This window comes from Agromyces sp. ISL-38 (assembly GCF_018613935.1).
Lineage (GTDB): Bacteria > Actinomycetota > Actinomycetes > Actinomycetales > Microbacteriaceae > Agromyces.
The window spans coordinates 12,367-29,519 of sequence record NZ_JAGGPF010000011.1; the positions used below are offsets into that span (position 1 = coordinate 12,367).

A 17,153-nucleotide genomic window follows, 5' to 3' on the forward strand; every position below is an offset into this window, starting at 1 on the left:
CATAACCCGGCAGTACCCCTGATGACGATTCGGCCGATCACGACCCTACTGGTCGTCGAGGGTGCGGCCTGCCGAACAGCGCGCCTCGGCGGCGGTCTGGCCCGTCACGTCGCTCGGCAGCGCCTCGACGGGTGCCGCCGCCACGGGTGCGTCGGCCGGCGCCTCTTCGGCGGGCGCTTCAGCCGGGGGCGCGGCGACCGCGTTCGGGTCGCCCACCGAGGCGAAATCCGACTCGGCTGCAGCGGGGTCGAACGTCACAGGCAGGTCGTTCTGCAGCGCCGCGTTGACGAGCTCGGCCGAGCCCGTCGGGGCGACCGCGCCGCCCCCGTCGACGTACGCGGTGGGGTACTGGATGAACGCGATCTTGTTGAGGTCGGTGTCTTTCAGCGCCTTGGCGATGGAGATCAGGCGCGTGGGGTCCATGAGGCTGTCGGACAGCTGCATGTTGGCGAGCGCGGCCTTCGCGATCGAGTAGAGCTTCCCTGGATCGGAGAGGGTGCCGCTCGACTGCATCGTGCGGGCGAGCGAGGAGAGGAACACCTGCTGGTTCGAGATGCGGGCCAGGTCGCTGCCATCGCCGACGCCATGGCGAGTACGAAGGAACTGCAGGGCTTCGACACCCTTGAGCGTGTGGACACCGGGGTCGAGGAAGGTGCCGGTGTACTCGTCTTCGATCTTCTCGGCGACGCAGACATCGACGCCGCCGACCGCCTCGGAGAGCCCCGCGACGCCCATGAACTGCACGATGCCCGCGAAGGGAATGGTCACCCCGGTGAGCTGCTCGACCGTCTTCACGACGCACGGCAAGCCGCCGTACGAGAGCACGGAGTTGATCTTCACGTCGGACTGCTCGTAGAGCGTGTCGGCTGGGTCTTCGGGATCGGTGCACTCGGGCACGTCGACGAGCATGTCGCGGGGGAAGCTCACCACAGAGGCATTCGAGTGGTCTTCGGAGATGTGCATGAGCATCGTCACGTCGTTGAGGACCGCGGTCTCCTCGTCGGGGTCGCCGAAGGCCTCGCCCTGGCCCTGTCGGCTGTCGCTGCCCACGATGAGGATGTTCACGCCGCCTTCGTAGGAGCCGACATCGGGCACACCCTCGAGCACGGCTTCGTTGCCGAGCGTGATCGTGGGCTGCGCGGTGCTCGCGAGATCCCATGCGGCGTAGGCCGCGACTGCTGAACCGGAGACGAGAGTGACGGCGACGACGGAGCCGACGACCTTTGCGAGGGTCTTCCAGGCGTTGTGCCGCTTGAGCCGGCCGTGACGCGCGACGGCAGGACTCTTCGCTGCTCGTCGGGAGCTGTGTCGCAACTCTTCGTTCACCGGTGTCCTTTCTCTCTCAGGTTCGCGCGGAGGGCGTGGGATTCGAACCCACGAGGCATTGCTGCCCACTGGTTTTCAAGACCAGCTCCATCGGCCGCTCGGACAGCCCTCCTCGCCCGCACACTGCAGCACCGTCTCGATGACGGCACATCTACGTGCAGGCAGGCCCCGATTCTAGCCGACGCGCATTCCGACGAGCCTCTCAGTACTAACTGGGAGGGTCCTGAAGTGGGCCGGATGCCGCGATCAGCCCTCGTTGGCGTTGGAGCAGCGCACTTCCGCAGCGGTCTGGCCGGTGACGTCGCCGGGAAGGGCCTCCGGCGGTGCGCCGGCTTCGGCGTCGGGTTCAGCGGTGGCCTCGGGGGCGGGAAGATCCTGCACCGGCGGCGCGGTGGGATCTTCGACCGTGCCGAACTGCGCTCCGGCCGTAGCGTTCGGGTCGAACTGCACAGGCCGGTCGGCCTGCAGCGCCGCATTCACGATGGCGGCCGATTCCGAGGGCTCGACGGCCGCGAAATCCTCGGTGTACACCGTGGGGTACTGCACGAAGGCGACCTTCGACAGGTCGACGTCCTGCATCATCCGCGCGATCGCGACGAGCTGCGTGGGGTTCTGCAGTGCCGTCGACAGGGTCATGTTCGAGAGGACGGCCTTGGCGATCGAGTAGAGCTTCACCGGGTCGCCGAGCGTGCCCTCACTCTGGAGCGTGCGCATGAGCGACGCGAGGAACGTCTGCTGATTCGAGATGCGGCCGAGATCGCTGCCGTCGCCCACGCCGTGCCGCGATCGGAGGAACGCGAGCGCTTCCATTCCCGAGATCGAATGCCTGCCCGCGTCGAGGTCGAGACCCGAGTACTCGTCGACGACCGGCTCGGCGAGGCACACCTCGACGCCGCCGACCGCCTCGGAGAGCGCCGCGACACCGTAGAACTCGACGATCCCGCCGACCAGGATCTGAACTCCGGTGAGCTGCGCCACCGTCTTGGCGACGCAACCAAGCCCGCCGTGCGAGAGCACGGTGTTGATCTTCACGCCCGACATCGCCGGGAGCGGGTCGCCCTCGGGGTTCTCGGGATCGGTGCACTCGGGCACCGGCACCACGAGGTCGCGCGGAAAGCTCACGACCTCGACATGCGAGTGGTCCTGCGAGATGTGCAGCAGCATCGTCACGTCGTTGAGCTCGGCCGACTCTTCTTCGGGATCGCCGAACGCACCGTCGTCGGGCCGCTTGTCGCTGCCGACGAGAATGAAGTTGAGCCCGCCCTCCATCGCGCCGATGTCGGGCACACCCTCGAGGATCTCCTCGCCCTCGAGCTCGACCGACGGCTTCAGCGATCCCACGAGGTCGATCACGGCGAATGCCGCGACCGATCCGGCGCTCACAGCGAGCACTGCGATGGCGGATGCCGCGAGCTTCAGGTAGGCGCGCGTGGCATCGTGTCGCGACAACCGACCATGTCTCGCCATGCCGGCGGAATCGACGATCGAGACCTGCTCATCGACGATCGAGTCCTGCTCAGAGCCTGCGCTCACGGAACCCCTCCCCGAACTGGATCTTATCCGCGCAGAGCCGGAATCCCCCGGTGAATCCGTCAGGAGAGCGAGTCGAGCACCGAGGCGAGACCAGCGTGGTCGATGTCGCCGGTGACCTCGCCGGCGGCCTCCCGCACCTCGGCGGGAGCCTGGCCCATCGCGACGGACCGGCCGGCGGCTCCGGCCCACGTGAACATCTCGATGTCGTTGCGGCCGTCGCCGATCGCGATCACCCGGTCGACCGGCAGGTCGAGCCAGCCGCGCACGCGTTCGAGGGCCGTGGCCTTGCTGACGCCTTCGGGCGCGATGTCGAGCCAGGCGGTCCAGCCGATCGCGTAGCTCACCTGGTGCAGGCCCATCTCCTCGACGATGCTGAGGAACTCCTCGAGCTCGTGGTCGGGCGAGACGACGACGACACGCGTCGCCCGCTGGTCGAGCAGGTGCTCGAACGGGACCTCGCGGGCATTGTCGAGGTTCCAGTCGGACATGCCCTCGGTGTAGAGGCGGAAGCCGTTGGGCTCCTCGACCATGAACCGGCCGTCGGGCAGGAAGGAGCGGATGCGCTCGAGCACCTCGGTGGGGTCGAAGGTCTCGACATGGGCTCGCATGTAGCCGTCGGATGCCGCCTCGTCGCGCTGCATGGTGATGGCCCCGTTGGCGCACACGACGTACTCGGGCGTGAGCCCGAGCCGCTCGAGCACGGGACGGGTCGTCGCCCACGATCGTCCGGTCGCGAGGGTGACCTCGTGCCCGCGATCGCGCACCGCGGCGACCGCGTCGGCGACGACCTGGTCGATCGACTCGTCTTCGTGCATGATCGTGCCGTCGACGTCGAGTGCGACGAGCCAGCGCCCGTCGGGGATCGTGTCGACCGCGCCCGGACGCTGCGATTCGGGCGCCGCGTGGCGTTCGGGCGCTCGGTTCCCGCCGGGAGCTGGCTGCTGCGACATCCGATCGCCTATCTGGCCGCGACGGGCTCGAGCACTTCGAGACCGCCCAGGTAGCCCTGCAGCGCCTCGGGCACGAGCACCGAGCCGTCGGCCTGCTGGTGGGTCTCGAGGATCGCGACGATCCAGCGAGTGGTGGCGAGGGTGCCGTTGAGGGTCGCCACGGGCGCCGTCTTGCCGCTCTCGGTGCGATGGCGGATGTCGAGGCGGCGGGCCTGGAATGTGGTGCAGTTCGACGTCGAGGTGAGCTCGCGATAGGCGCCTTGCGTGGGTACCCAGGCCTCGACGTCGTACTTGCGGGCGGCGCTCGAGCCGAGGTCGCCGGCGGCCGTGTCGATCACCCGGTAGGCGAGGCCCAGGTCTCGGAGCATGCCCTCCTGCCATCCGAGCAGCCGCTCGTGCTCGGCCTCGGCGTCGGCCGGGTCGACGTAGCTGAACATCTCGAGCTTGTTGAACTGATGCACCCGGATGATTCCGCGCGTGTCACGCCCGTGGCTGCCGGCCTCGCGACGGTAGCACGTCGACCAGCCCGCATAGCGCAGCGGCCCGTTCGACAGGTCGATGATCTCGTCGGCGTGATACCCGGCGAGCGCGACCTCGCTCGTGCCGGTGAGGTAGAGGTCGTCATCGGGCAGGTAGTAGATGTCTTCGGCGTGGGCCCCGAGGAACCCGGTGCCCTGCATTATCTCGGGCCGCACGAGCGTGGGCGTGATGAGCGGCGTGAAGCCCGCGGCGAGCGCCCGGTCGAGGCCCATCGACATGAGCGCGAGCTCGAGGCGCGCGCCGACGCCCTTCAGGTAGTGGAAACGGGCCCCCGACACTTTCGCACCGCGCTGCATGTCGATGGCGTCGAGGAGCTCGCCGATCTCGAGGTGGTCGCGCGGTTCGAAGCCGAACGCGGGGAGGTCACCCACCTCGCGGAGCACGATGTAGTCGTCTTCGCCGCCCGCCGGCACACCGTCGAGGACGACGTTGCCGATGCGCTGCACAGCCTCGGTGAAGGCCGCTTCGGCGTCGCTCGCCTGCTGGCTGGCCGCCTTCACTCGCGCCGAGAGCTGCTGCACCTCGGCGACGAGCGCGGCCTTCCGCTCTTTGGGAGCCTGGGCGACCTGCTTGCCGAAGGTGTTCTGCTCGGCGCGGAGCGACTCGAACGTGGTGATCGCACTGCGGCGCGCGGCATCCGCTACGACGGCGTCATCGACGAAGGCCACGGACTCGCCACGGAGCTCTTGCGAACGCTTGATCAGTTCGGGGTTCTCGCGGAGCAGCAGGGGGTCGATCACCCGAGCAAGTCTAGCCGTGGGCATCCGCCGGTCAGGTCGTGCCACTGCGCGTGGTTCCGGGCCTCCGCACGGCTGGATGGAATACCGTTGGCAGCGTGGCGAGTCTGGGGAGGCAGGGGTCGACGGATGCCGCGAGCATACGCCCGCGCGCAGCCGTCATCTTCAATCCCTCGAAGCAGGGCGTCGACGCGGTTCGCGACGCCGTGCGGCATGCCGAGGCGCGGCAGGGGTTCGCCACGTCGCTGTGGATCGAGACGCGCGAGCACGATCCGGGCACCGGCATGGCGCTCGAGGCGCTCGACGCGGGGGTCGACCTCGTGATCGCGGCCGGCGGCGACGGCACGGTGCGTGCGGTGGCCGGCGGGCTCCGCGGCAGCGGCGTGCCCCTCGGCCTCGTGCCCCTCGGCACCGGCAACCTGTTCGCGCGCAACCTCCGCATTCCCGTGAACGACCCTCACGACGCCGTCGTGCTCGCCTTCTCGGGCTTCGATCATGCCGTCGACGTGCTCGTCGCCGAGGTCACGAGGCCCGGCGGAGCCAACGAGACGCACGTCTCCCTCGTCATGGCGGGCATCGGCATCGACGCGGCGATGATCTCGAACACCAATCCCGACCTGAAGAAGCGGGTCGGCTGGCTCGCCTACGTCGACGCCGGACTGCGCGCGATCCCGGCCTCCAAGCCGTTCCGCATCACTCACCGGCTCGACCTCGGCCGACACCACCGCTCCCGGGTGTCGAGCATTCTCGTGGCGAACCTCGGCTACCTTCCGGGAAACATCGAGCTCATCCCCGGCGCCGAGATCGACGACGGCAAGCTCGACGTGGTGCTGCTGCAGCCGCGGAACGTCTTCGGCTGGATCCTCATCTGGCGGAAGGTGACGTGGGAGAACCGGGTGCTGCGCAAGAGCGCGGTCGGCCGCCAGTTCATCGAGCTCACCGGCGACAAGCGGCCAAGCGAGATCCTCTACTCCCGGGGCCGCGCCATCGACATCGACATCGAGGGCGATCCCGAGGAGTTCGAGATCGACGGCGACGAGTTCGGCTCGGTCGAGTCGGTGCGGTTCCGCGTCGACCCGGCGGCGCTCATCGTTCGAGTCGGTCGCTGACGCGGCGTCGTTCCCTCACGCCCGTGCCGAGACGCCCGCCCGACGCGGTCACCGCCCCGACGAGGCAGAGCGCGATCACCGCGAGCACGGCAACCGGGATCGTCGGACCGGGAATCATCTGCAGCAACTGCATCAACGCGATCTCAGCGAGCTGTTCGTCGGTGGGAGTCTCCGAATATCCCCGCACTCCCCCCGCGAGCGTCTGGTTGGCCCACACGCCGGCGACGAGCGCCGTGACGGCCAGCACCGCGAGTGCGATCGCGGATGGGTTCCGCCGGAAGGGATTCACGGCCGCTCCGTCTCGTCGTCACGTGCGTTCCGCCGCGCACGCCGGATCGCCTGCCACGCGAGCAGGACGACGACCCCGATGCCGCCCGCCTGCATGAGGGGTGGCGCGATCGTCCAGGCGGCCTGCTGGAGCACCGGGTCGATGCTGGAAGAGCCGTAGTACATTCCGCGGTCACCGGCGACGCTCCAGAACAGCCAGAATCCGAGGCCGAGCGCACCGATCGCGACCACCCATGCGGCCACGATCCAGCGCCGTGTGATGGTGTCGGGCTCGGACTCGGGCTCGGGTTCGGACTCGGGCTCGGGTTCGTCGAAGGCGGCTATCTCGCCCGACGAGACCGGCTCCGCGGCATCCGCCGACCCGACCTCGGGGCGTTTGGGCGGCGTCGCGACGTGCTCCGCTTGCTCCACCGGCTCGGTGGACTTCGCTGCGATCGGTGGGAGACGCCCCGGAGCGGGAGGAACGGGAAGGGCAGCTGCCCGCGCCGGTCGCATCACCTTGGGCGGCGGCGTCTCGACCGCCGCTCCCCCATCCGATTCGGGCGACGGCACATACCCGCGCTGGAACCGTGGATCGAACCTCGGGTCGATGCCCTGCGCGCTCCGGCTCTCACTCATGGTCACCCCTCACGATCGATCAGGGTCACAATATCGCGCACCAGCCTTCGTGGGGCGGCCCGGTCAGCTCACGAACAAGAGCGAACTCCAACCCGTTCCGACCACCGACTGGGGCTTCCATCCCGAGAATCCGTCGCCCGGGTAGAGCCAGAGACGACCAGCGGTGTCTCGCCCCATCACGTCGTCGTTGCCGTCTCCGGTGAAGTCACCAGAGCCGAACACCGCATCGAACGCACCCCAGCCGGTGCCGACGCGGGAGGATGGCGCCCAGCCACCGGATCCCGACGACGGGTAGACGAAGAGCTGCCCGGCGCTGTCGCGCCCCATGACGTTCGCGCGTCCGTAACCGCCGAAGTCGCCGACCGCGAAGACCTCATCGAAGATGTTCCAGCCGACACCCACTTTCGACGCGGCTCCGAGCCCGCCGCGGCCGTCACCGGGGTACAACCAGAGGTCTCCCGCGCCGTCCCGCGCCAGGAGGTCGACGTTTCCGTCTCCGGAGAAGTCGCCGGGGCTGAAGATCGAGGTCATGACGCCCCAGCCCGTTCCGACCACGCCCCAGCCCAGCCAGCCGCCGGAGCCGTCGCCTCGGTAGAGGTACAGGCGCCCCGCCCTATCACGTGCCATCACGTCGGCATTCCCGTCGCCCGAGAAGTCGCCCGCCGTGAACACGTGGTTCATCGTCGCCCAGCCCGAACCGATCGAGGAGACGCCCGACCAGCCGGACGCCCCGTCACCGGCATAGAGGTTCAAGCCCCCTCCTCTCGTGCGTATGATCACGTCGGGATCGTCGTCGCCCGAGAAGTCACGATCCAGTTTCGGGAACTCGATGCTGTGATCGAGCAGCGCATCGTCGCCGTCTTCGATGGCCACCGCCTCGGAGGCGTTCGGCTGGGGAGTCCAGCTCTCATCGCCGACGACCCGAATGCGATACGACCCCGGTTCGAGCCCGGTGAGGGTGTAATAGCCGCGATCGATGGAAGCCGTCGGCGAGACCGGCGTCGTTCCGGCGCCCTCCCATACCGGTTCGGATCCGGTGCCGGCATCGCGCTCGAGTTCCACGGAGAGGAGCGGCGTCACCTCGGGATCACCGCATCTCGGGCACAGGATGTTGCCGCTGAGGCTCGTGTGCCGGTACATAATCACGTCGACACCGGTGCGCTCTTCACCGACGGCGAGGTCGAGGTCACCGGTGAGCGTCGCGGACTCGTAGTCCGCGGCGGTCCAGAAGTCGAGCGAGTACTCGGCCGAAGGCAGGCCGTCGAATGCGTAGATCCCATCGGCAGCCGTCAGCAGGGTGCCAACGGTGACAGGGTCGTCGCCACCCGCCGGATCGAACGCGGATGCGGTCACCCGAACGGCCTCCAGCGGCACGCCATCCGTGTTGCGCACCGTTCCCCCGAGCGACGCGCCAGGGGGCAGCGTGATGTCCCTCAGCAGCGCTTCCTCGCCGAGTTGGAAGCGTGTCACGTTCGGCGACGGAACCGGGTGCGAGGGCCACCACATCGTCGCGAACCCTTCGTCGCCGACGTAGTCGAACCCGAGTTCGTACCAGCCGCGAGGCAACGACTCGAACGTGTAGCGACCTGCTGCGTCAGTGCTCGTCTTCAACTCGGTCCAGCTGCCGTTGAAGTCGCTGTAGAGCCGTGCGGTGACGACGACTTCCCTGTCCCCCGCAGGCGTGGACGCGGTTCCGAGGGTGACCGTGCCCGAGATGGAGGGCGACTCCGCCGCCATGGCAGGAGTCAGCGCCAGCGACTGCGACGAAGCGACGAGAGCGAGGGCTGCCACGACGGCCATCCCCCGACGCCGGCCCATGCGGCGGCGCGCCGGCCGGCCGTACTCGAGTCCCGCGCCCCGCCGATCGATGTACTTCCCCGTGTCATCGACGTACCCCATTTTGCGCGACATAGCCGGAACGTACCAATGTTGAGGACTTCTCCGCAACAGGACGATCGCATGACGAAGGTGCAGGCGGGTCGACGCGGGCGATGGGCGGCCGCGGAAGGCTCAGTCGGGCTCCCCGCTCAGCAGGCCGCGCAACCAGTCGCGCGCCTCGATGAAGATCTCGTCGTCGTACCTCGAGTGGTAGGAGACCTCCTGGCGATCGGCGCGCGGATACGACCCGAGGAACAGGACGTTGGGGCTCGTGCGGCGCAAGCCGAGCAACGCGTCGGCGACGCGTTCGTCAGCGATGTGGCCGTCGAGGTCGACGACGAAGCGGTAGCGGCCGAGGGCGTCGCCGATGGGCCGCGACTCGAGGAGTGAGAGGTTCACGCCGCGCGTGGAGAACTGCTCGAGCATCGCGAGCAGGGAGCCTGGCTCGTCGCTGGGCAGCTCGACGATGAGGCTCGTCTTGTCGGCGCCCGTGGGCTCGGCGAGCACGTGCGAGCGGCTCACGAGCACGAAGCGCGTGACCGCGTTGGGGTTGTCGCCGATGTCGCGGGCGAGCACCACGAGGTCGAGGTGCTCGGTGATGCCGGGCGGTGCCACCGCGGCATCCGCCTGGCTGCCTTCGAACAGGGATGCCGCAGCCTGCACGTTGCTCGTCGCGGGGATGTGCCCGTGGTCGGGCAGCTCGCGCTCGAGCCAGCCGCGCGACTGCGCGTAGGCGACCGGGTGGGCGTTCACGACGTGCACGTCGGCGAGCGTCGTGCCCTCGCGTGCCACGAGCACGAAGTTCACGGGCACGAGGTACTCGCCGATGATGCGGAGCCCGGGCACGGTCGCGAGTGCATCCTGCGTGGCCGTGACGCCGCCCTCGATCGAGTTCTCGATCGCGATCATCGCAGCCGTCGAGCGGCCGCTGGTGACATCCGCGAGCGCCTCGCCGACATTGTTGACCGAGCGCCAGTGCTTGCCCACGGCCTCGGGCACTTGCTTCAGCGCCGCTTCGGTGAAGGTTCCGGCCGGCCCCAGGTAGGAGTATGTCTCCTCGGGCGAAGCGGGCGCGGCATCCATCATGCAGGCAAGCCTAGCCAGCTGTTCAGAATTCAGGAGCGTTGCGCGCCCGGAGCACGGTCAGGGCGGGAAACACGTAGCTTGGAGCTCGGAGGTGGCATGAATCTCCTGAATTCTGAAGCCGGCGGTGGCACGGAGCTCGCGGTGGTTGCGCGACGCACCCCGGTGCCGTCCGACGCCGAACGGCTCGTCGCGCTGCGAAGCATGAAGCGCGTCGCGACGAGCCTGCTCGCCGTCGCCGCCGTGGTCTTCGCGGTGTCGTTCGCGTTGCAGGACGCCGTGCCGTGGCTCGCCTACGTTCGCGCCGCCGCGGAGGGCGCGATGGTCGGGGCGATCGCCGACTGGTTCGCGGTGACGGCGCTCTTCCGGCATCCGCTCGGGCTGCCGATCCCCCACACTGCGATCATCCCGAACCGCAAGGACGAGATCGGGGCGAGCCTCGGCGCGTTCGTCGAGAACGAGTTCCTCTCCGACGAGGTCGTGCTCGGCAAGCTCGAGTCGATGGGCGTCGCGCGGCGCCTCGGCGAGTGGCTCGCGATGCCCGAGCACGCGGAACGACTCACCGCCGAGGTCGCCGTCGCCGCGCGCGGAGTGCTCACCCTCCTCGGCGACGAGGATGTCGAAGACGTGATCGAGAGCCTCGCCCGGCGGCACGTCTTCGCGCCTGAGTGGGGCCCGGCGATCGGGCGACTCGGCGCTCGGCTCGTGGAGTCCGACCAGCAGCGCACGGCGATCGACGTCGTGCTCGAGAAGGCCGAGGGCTGGCTCGAGTCGCATCCCGAGGCGTTCGGCAGCATGGTCTCCGACCGATTGCCCCGCTGGCTTCCGGGGTTCGTCGACCGCATCGTCGACGACCGGGCCTCACGCGAGGTGCGGTCGTTCGTGCGCGCCGTGCGCTCCGATCCGGGGCATCCGCTGCGGATCGCGATCGACCGCTACCTCGCCGACCTCACCGACGACCTCCAGCACGACCCGGCGATGATCGCCCGGGTCGAGTCCCTGAAGGCCGAGCTCCTCGAGAGCCCGCGGCTGCGCGAGTTCGCCGGCGAGGTGTGGGAGTCGGTGAAGCACACGCTCGCCGAATCACTCGCCGACGAGCACAGCGAACTGCGCGCCGGGCTGCGTGCGGCGGTCATCGAGGTGGGGTCGCGCCTCGCCTCCGACGAAGAGCTCGCGGCCAAGGTCGACGCGTGGGTCGCGGATGCCGCCGCCTACGTGGTGCGCACCTACCGGCACGAGATCGCCGGCGTCATCACCGAGACCGTCGAGCGGTGGGACCCCCGCGAGACGACGGAGAAGCTCGAACTGCAGGTGGGCCGCGACCTGCAGTTCATCCGCATCAACGGCACAGTGGTGGGCGCGCTCGCGGGGCTCGCGATCTTCTCGGTCGCCACCGGGGTGGGCGCGCTCCTCTGAGCTCGCGGGGCGAGCGATGGCGAGTGATGGGCGTGTGAATGGCAATGATCCCGTGACGGAGCGAGGCGCCGGTGACAGACTGGGTGGATGCACGAGCGAGCGGGAACCCCGGCGACCGAATCCGACCTCATCGATGTGGAGGCTCTCGTCAGGGCCTACTACGATCGCGATCCGGATGTCTCCGAGCCCGACCAACGCGTGGCCTTCGGCACCTCGGGGCACCGCGGCTCGTCGCTCACGACGAGCTTCAACGAACAGCACATCCTCGCGATCACGCAGGCGATCGTGGAGTACCGCACGTCGCAGGGCATCACGGGCCCGCTCTTCATCGGCGCCGACACGCACGCGTTGAGCGCGCCCGCTATGACGACGGCCCTCGAGGTGCTCGTCGGCAACCAGGTGCGGGTGCTCGTCGACCGGTTCGACGACTTCGTGCCGACGCCGGCGCTCTCGCACGCGATCCTGAAGTGGAACAACGACCCGGCGCGCCGGGCCGAGGGTGAGGCCGACGGCATCGTCATCACCCCGAGCCACAATCCGCCCGGCGACGGCGGCTTCAAGTACAACCCGCCGCACGGCGGCCCGGCCGACTCCGAGGCCACGAGCTGGATCGCGCACCGCGCGAACGGGCTCATCGCCGACAACCTGCGCGGCGTGCTCGAGGCCGAGCCGAGCGGCGTCGAGACCTATGACTTCCGCGGCAACTACGTCGACGACCTCGAGAACATCATCGACTTCGACGCGATCCGCCGCTCGGGCGTGCGCATCGGGGCCGACCCGCTCGGCGGGGCATCCGTCAACTACTGGGGTGCCATCCGCGACCGGTACAACATCGACCTCACCGTCGTGAACGAGCGCGTCGACCCGACGTGGTCGTTCATGACGCTCGACTGGGACGGCAAGATCCGCATGGATCCCTCGAGTCCCTCGGCGATGGCGTCGGTGCTCGCGCACGCCGGCGAGTTCGACATCCTCACGGGCAACGACGCCGACGCCGACCGGCACGGCATCGTCACGCCCGACGGCGGCCTCATGAACCCGAACCACTACCTCGCCGTCGCGGTCGAGTACCTCTTCGGCCACCGATCCGGCTGGCGTGCGGATGCCGCGATCGGCAAGACGCTCGTCTCGAGCTCGATGATCGACCGCGTCGCCGCGTCGCTGCGCCGTCGGCTCTGGGAGGTTCCGGTCGGCTTCAAGTGGTTCGTGCCCGGACTCCTCGACGGCTCGGTCGGATTCGGCGGCGAGGAGAGCGCGGGCGCTTCGTTCCTGCGCTTCGACGGCACCGTGTGGACCACCGACAAAGACGGCATCTTGCTGTGCCTGCTCGCCTCGGAGATCCGGGCGGTCACGGGCCGCTCGCCCTCGCAGCTCTATGCCGACCTCGTCACCCGCTTCGGCGATCCCGCCTACGAGCGCACGGATGCCGCGGCGACCCCCGCCCAGAAGTCCGTGCTCGGCAAGCTCGACGCGGCCTCGATCGAGGCGACCGACCTCGCCGGCGACCCGATCACGGCGAAACTCTCCGATGCGCCCGGCAACGCCGCCGCGATCGGCGGGGTCAAGGTCGCGACGGCCGACGCGTGGTTCGCGGCGCGACCGAGCGGCACCGAGAACGTGTACAAGATCTACGCGGAGTCGTTCCGTGGTCCCGAACACTTGAAGTCGGTGCAGGCCGCGGCGAAGCAACTCGTCGATGACGCTCTGGCCGACGCGTGACGCCCCCGGCGATGGAGTAGCGCCGCGCGCCAGCGCGACGCGTGCCTCGGTGATCGAGTAGCGCCGCCGCGGGCGACGCGTATCGAGATCACCATCGTGCACGTGCGGGCAGGATGGTTTCGATACGGCGCTGCGCGCCTACTCAACCACCGGACTCTGGGCAGGGTGGTTTCGATACGCGGCTGCGCCGCTACTCAACCACCGGGGCTAGGTGAGCGAGAAGTAGGTGACGGAGCCGCCGCCGGTGGCAAGCGCCTCGTCGACGTCCCAGAAGTCGGCGTCCTTGGTGTGCCCGCCGACCCAGACCTTGGTTCCGGATTCGGTGTGCTCGACGCGCGTGACGACGGCCGTGTGGTCGCGGTCGCCGGAGGAATCCCAGTCGAACTGGGCGATGTCGCCCACCTTCACGAGTGATCGCTGCGAGTCGTCGAGCTCGGTCGCCCGCTCAGGGTGCGCGAGCACATAGTCGCGGAATGCGGTGGAGCTCCCCCACGCGCCACCCATCGCGCCGGTGCCGGCGTCGTAGTACCACTCGCCGTCCATCGCCCACCCCCGAGCGATGAGCGACTGGCTCACGAAGTTCGCGCAGTCGACACCGCTCAAGACGGTGTATTGCGCGGTGTTGTAACCGCTCCAGTAGGTGAGCACGTAGCCCACCTGCGCGTCGATGGCCGGGTTGGTCGTGTACGCGAGCGTGAGGGCGTGGGGCACGGACTGCGTCGACGCGTGCACGATGCCGGGGAGTTCGGTGGTGAGTGCGGTGGGCACGGATGCGCCGGCGGCCACGCTCGCGCCAGGCGCCTCGACGTCGACGGACTCGCCCGCGACATCCGCGAATCGCACCTCGACGCTGCCGAGCGCGTTCTCGGCGACGGCCGGCACGGCGAACGTCACCTGGCTTGCATCGAGGGCGACGATCGCCGCGGGAACGCCGGCGACGGTGACGGATGCCACCTGGTCGAGCTCTTCGCCGGTGACCGTGACCTGCGTGCCGCCGGTGAAGGGCACCTCGGCGACCGACAATCCGCTCGTGATCGTGGGGCCGTCGTGGGAGTCGATGACCGAGACGAGCTCGTCGACCGCCGCCGCTTCGGCAGGATCGACTGTTTCGGAGGCCGAGGCACCCGCGTCGCGAGCCGAGGCGACCGTCGTGGTGCCGTCGCCGGCGGATGCAGCGACCGCGCCGAACGCGCTCGCTCCCACGATCGCGACGGCGCAACCGAGTGCAAAGGAGCGGCGCATCCCGGATAACGACCGGCGATTGCGAACCGGGTCGGCACGATGGCGAGGCTCGCGCAGCGGCTCCGAAGTCGTCTCGGGTTCGGCCGGATTCACCGCGCTCGAGGCGTACGAATCGGCGGGAGCCGGGTCACCGAAGGAGGGGGACGAATCGGCGGGGGCCGCGTCGCCGAACGAGGGGTACGTGACGGAAGCGGGTTCACGGAAGGTCGAACGGCGGAGCGCGGGCAGCGTGAATTTCTCGAACACGTGGGGGATCTCCGGTCGGCATTTCGGGGGACCGCGTTACCCCATCACGACAGATTGTGAGGGAACCTCCTAAACGCTGGGAGAAGCGTGAGAGCGCGCTCACCCAATGATCAGGCGGGCACGCTCGCACGCCGCAGCGCGAGCCGCAGCACGGCGATGACGAGCGGCGCGAGCACGATCATCGCCACCACGTTCACCACCGCGAAGCCGCCGATGCCGAGGATCACCCCCGAGAGGGCAGCGGATGCCGCCGCCGTCACGTTCATCGCGGCATCCGTCGCACCCTGCAACGGCACCCGGATCGACTGGTCGACCGACGTCGTGAGCAACGTCGAACCGCCGATGAGTCCGCACGACCAGCCGAGCCCGAGGAGCCCGAGCGCGACCGGCACGAGCAGCATGTCGTCGCCCGAGGCGAGGATGCCGACGAGCGCCGCCGCGAAGAGGATTACCGCTCCGCCGACGATGACGCGCACCGGACCGACACGGTCGACGAGCCAGCCGACGATCGGGCTCGCGCCGTACATGCCGACCACGTGGATGCTGATGACCACCCCGACGAGCGCGAGCGACAGTCCGTGGTCGGTCATGTGCACCGGCGTCATCACCATGACGCCGACCATCACCGTCTGCGAACAGACGATGGCGAGAACCGCGACCAGGGAGAGCGGGTTGCGCACCGCCGTGAGGAGCGCCTGCCAGGCGCCGACACGTTCGGCGACCGGGGCTTTCAGCGCGACGTCCGCCACAGGCGTCTCATCGGCGACGTCTGCGCCCGGCACCTCTGCGGCCACCGGCGCTGCGCCGGCGACATCGGCGACCCCGTCGGGTGCGAGCGGTCCGTCATCGTCGGGGTCGGCGGCCGGCGCGCTCGTCGCGGCATCCGATGCGAGCGCTCCGGCCCGCGGCACCCGAAGGAGCGCGGCGACGAGCACCGTCGAGAGGCCGAACACGGCACCCGAGAGCAGGAACGGCCCGACGAACGGGGGAAGCCCGAGCGCGCGGCCCAGGTCGTCGCCCGTTTCCGCGAGCAGTGGGCCTGCGACCGAACCGAGGGTCGTCGCCCACAGCACGAGCGACATGGCGCGGGCCTCGAAACCGGGTGCAGCCACCTCTGTGGCCGCGAATCGCGCCTGCAGACCCGCGGCGGCTCCCGCACCGAACGCAGCGAGGGCGAGGAAGACGAGCGGAATCCATCCGAGCGCCGCCCCGGCGACGATGAGCACGGCGCCGACGAAGGCGAGCCCGTAGCCGGCCGCGAGCGCGACATGGCGGCCGGAGCGCACCGCGAGCCGCGCGAGCGGGATCGCCGAGAGCGCGGCCCCGAGGACGGTCGAGGACTGGGCCATCCCAGCGAGCACGGCGGTGCCGGTGAGGTCTTTGGCGAGGAGCGCCGCGACCGCGACGCCGGATGCCACGCCGACACCCGCGAGTAGCTGGTTGACGATCAGCACTGCGAGCGAGACGCCGCGCCGCGGCATCCGTTCAGCCATAGTCGGGCGCTGCCGGGAGGCCGAAGAACTCTTCGAGGGTCACGACGCCAGTCTCGTGCATCTCGGTCGCGAGCGGCACCCCGACATAGCGGAAGTGCCACGGCTCGAACGAGTACCCGGTGACGTCGGTCTTGTCGGCCGCGTAGCGCAGGATGAAGCCGAAGCGCCAGGCATTGTCGCGCAGCCAGATTCCCTCGGGGGTATCGGCGAAGCACGCGGCGAGCGAGCACTCCCCCGACACCGCGCCGATGTCCATGGTGAGGCCGGTCTGGTGCTCGCTGTAACCGGGCCGTGCAGTTAGCAGATCGTCGCCGTCGTAGATCTCCTCTTGGGCGCTGTACGACCGGTAGGCGCTGTTCGAGGCGAGCTCAAGACCCGCCTCGTCGGCAGCGGCCTGGAACATGGTCACGATCGCGTCAGCCGCCTCCTGCCGTAGCAGGGGATCCCACGTGTGCTCGACGGGCACGTCGACGAGGTCGGGCGGTTCGAAGTCGGGCGGGTTGAGCGGCCGCAGCTTGTTGACGACGACCCAGATGCTCATCGGATCGTCGAGTGAATGAGCGGCCCGATCGAAGGTGTCGACGCTCGCCGCCGGCGGCGGTTCGGCCGGCGCGGGTCGCGAGGTCGGGGTCTTGGGGGCGTCGGATGCCGCGCCGGGGCCGGCAGCATCGCCGGTCGGATCGGCACCGGCGACGGCACCGATCACGACTGCGCTCGCGGCGATCAGCACGAGGCTCAGGGTGAGCGCCACCGCGAGGCGCCGGTTCTGCTTGACGCGACCGGACGACTCTCGACGCTCGCTTGCAGGCACGGTTTCGAGTGTACGCCCGCGGCCACGGAGCACTCAGCGCGGTCATGTCCGGGTCACGGGTCAACAGAATGAGAGCGCTCTCTTGACATTGCGATTCATGCCTGCTTATCATCGGGGCTGCATCGTGAGAGCGCTCTCACCAAGTGGGTCGGCGCGTCCTCACG

Annotated in this window: 14 protein-coding genes and 1 tRNA gene; 3 read left to right on the forward strand and 12 right to left on the reverse strand. The window is 69.3% G+C overall.

The window, feature by feature from the left end; genetic code table 11:
• Positions 1-45 precede the first annotated feature (45 nt).
• The 5 genes from J7E25_RS13370 to serS form a co-directional block, all read right to left on the reverse strand.
• Positions 46-1,326 (reverse strand): LCP family protein, encoded by a 1,281-nt coding sequence (locus tag J7E25_RS13370; RefSeq protein WP_214870651.1) that lies wholly within the window; start codon positions 1,324-1,326, stop codon positions 46-48.
• Between the two features lie 27 nt (positions 1,327-1,353).
• Positions 1,354-1,438 (reverse strand) — tRNA-Ser (locus tag J7E25_RS13375).
• Between the two features lie 134 nt (positions 1,439-1,572).
• Positions 1,573-2,859, reverse strand: coding sequence for an LCP family protein (locus tag J7E25_RS13380; protein ID WP_215006146.1), 1,287 nt, complete (start codon positions 2,857-2,859; stop codon positions 1,573-1,575).
• A gap of 59 nt (positions 2,860-2,918) precedes the next feature.
• Positions 2,919-3,809 (reverse strand): HAD family hydrolase, encoded by an 891-nt coding sequence (locus J7E25_RS13385; protein WP_214870652.1) that lies wholly within the window; start codon positions 3,807-3,809, stop codon positions 2,919-2,921.
• 8 nt (positions 3,810-3,817) lie between these two features.
• Complete coding sequence (gene serS, locus J7E25_RS13390; protein ID WP_214870653.1) at positions 3,818-5,089, reverse strand: serine--tRNA ligase; 1,272 nt, start codon at positions 5,087-5,089, stop codon at positions 3,818-3,820.
• 95 nt (positions 5,090-5,184) lie between these two features.
• Between serS and J7E25_RS13395 the strand changes: the two genes are divergently transcribed.
• Positions 5,185-6,195, forward strand: a complete 1,011-nt coding sequence (locus tag J7E25_RS13395) for a diacylglycerol kinase family protein (protein WP_215006154.1) — start codon at positions 5,185-5,187, stop codon at positions 6,193-6,195.
• Here J7E25_RS13395 and J7E25_RS13400 read toward each other — a convergent pair.
• From J7E25_RS13400 to pheA, 4 genes are all read right to left on the reverse strand, one after another.
• Positions 6,173-6,484 (reverse strand): hypothetical protein, encoded by a 312-nt coding sequence (locus J7E25_RS13400; protein ID WP_214870654.1) that lies wholly within the window; start codon positions 6,482-6,484, stop codon positions 6,173-6,175. The genes J7E25_RS13395 and J7E25_RS13400 overlap by 23 nt on opposite strands.
• Entirely contained in the window at positions 6,481-7,101 is a 621-nt protein-coding gene (locus J7E25_RS13405; protein WP_214870655.1) for a hypothetical protein, read from the reverse strand. Before J7E25_RS13405 ends, J7E25_RS13400 begins: the two co-directional genes overlap by 4 nt.
• A 63-nt stretch (positions 7,102-7,164) precedes the next feature.
• Entirely contained in the window at positions 7,165-9,012 is a 1,848-nt protein-coding gene (locus J7E25_RS13410; protein WP_214870656.1) for a carboxypeptidase regulatory-like domain-containing protein, read from the reverse strand.
• Between the two features lie 99 nt (positions 9,013-9,111).
• Positions 9,112-10,065: a prephenate dehydratase gene (gene pheA, locus J7E25_RS13415; protein ID WP_214870657.1), complete on the reverse strand. Its 954-nt coding sequence runs from the start codon at positions 10,063-10,065 to the stop codon at positions 9,112-9,114.
• Positions 10,066-10,161: 96 nt separating this feature from the next.
• Between pheA and J7E25_RS13420 the strand changes: the two genes are divergently transcribed.
• Together J7E25_RS13420 and pgm are read left to right on the forward strand one after the other, a co-directional pair.
• A complete protein-coding gene (locus tag J7E25_RS13420) occupies positions 10,162-11,478 on the forward strand; it encodes a DUF445 domain-containing protein (protein ID WP_214870658.1) in 1,317 nt (438 codons plus the stop codon).
• 87 nt (positions 11,479-11,565) lie between these two features.
• On the forward strand, positions 11,566-13,197 hold the full coding sequence (pgm, locus tag J7E25_RS13425) for a phosphoglucomutase (alpha-D-glucose-1,6-bisphosphate-dependent) (RefSeq protein ID WP_214870659.1): 1,632 nt from the start codon (positions 11,566-11,568) through the stop codon (positions 13,195-13,197).
• A gap of 207 nt (positions 13,198-13,404) precedes the next feature.
• Here pgm and J7E25_RS13430 read toward each other — a convergent pair whose 3' ends face one another.
• The 3 genes from J7E25_RS13430 to J7E25_RS17970 form a co-directional block, all read right to left on the reverse strand.
• On the reverse strand, positions 13,405-14,685 hold the full coding sequence (locus tag J7E25_RS13430) for an amidase domain-containing protein (protein ID WP_214870660.1): 1,281 nt from the start codon (positions 14,683-14,685) through the stop codon (positions 13,405-13,407).
• Between the two features lie 110 nt (positions 14,686-14,795).
• Positions 14,796-16,178, reverse strand: a complete 1,383-nt coding sequence (locus tag J7E25_RS13435; protein WP_214870661.1) for an MFS transporter — start codon at positions 16,176-16,178, stop codon at positions 14,796-14,798.
• Positions 16,171-16,989 carry a M15 family metallopeptidase gene (locus J7E25_RS17970; RefSeq protein ID WP_214870662.1) on the reverse strand — a complete coding sequence of 273 codons (819 nt, stop codon included), beginning with the start codon at positions 16,987-16,989 and terminating at the stop codon, positions 16,171-16,173. The genes J7E25_RS13435 and J7E25_RS17970 overlap by 8 nt, the downstream gene beginning before the upstream one ends.
• Positions 16,990-17,153: the final 164 nt, after the last annotated feature.

What these genes read in the sequence shown, in the direction of transcription:
- J7E25_RS13385 (WP_214870652.1), bottom strand. Translation starts at nt 3,809, where the DNA reads ATGTCGCAGCAGCCAGCTCCCGGCGGGAACCGAGCGCCCGAACGCCAC.
- J7E25_RS13405 (WP_214870655.1), bottom strand. Translation starts at nt 7,101, where the DNA reads ATGAGTGAGAGCCGGAGCGCGCAGGGCATCGACCCGAGGTTCGATCCA.
- J7E25_RS13410 (WP_214870656.1), bottom strand. Translation starts at nt 9,012, where the DNA reads ATGTCGCGCAAAATGGGGTACGTCGATGACACGGGGAAGTACATCGAT.
- pheA (WP_214870657.1), bottom strand. Translation starts at nt 10,065, where the DNA reads ATGATGGATGCCGCGCCCGCTTCGCCCGAGGAGACATACTCCTACCTG.
- J7E25_RS13420 (WP_214870658.1), top strand. Translation starts at nt 10,162, where the DNA reads ATGAATCTCCTGAATTCTGAAGCCGGCGGTGGCACGGAGCTCGCGGTG.
- pgm (WP_214870659.1), top strand. Translation starts at nt 11,566, where the DNA reads ATGCACGAGCGAGCGGGAACCCCGGCGACCGAATCCGACCTCATCGAT.
- J7E25_RS13435 (WP_214870661.1), bottom strand. Translation starts at nt 16,178, where the DNA reads ATGGCTGAACGGATGCCGCGGCGCGGCGTCTCGCTCGCAGTGCTGATC.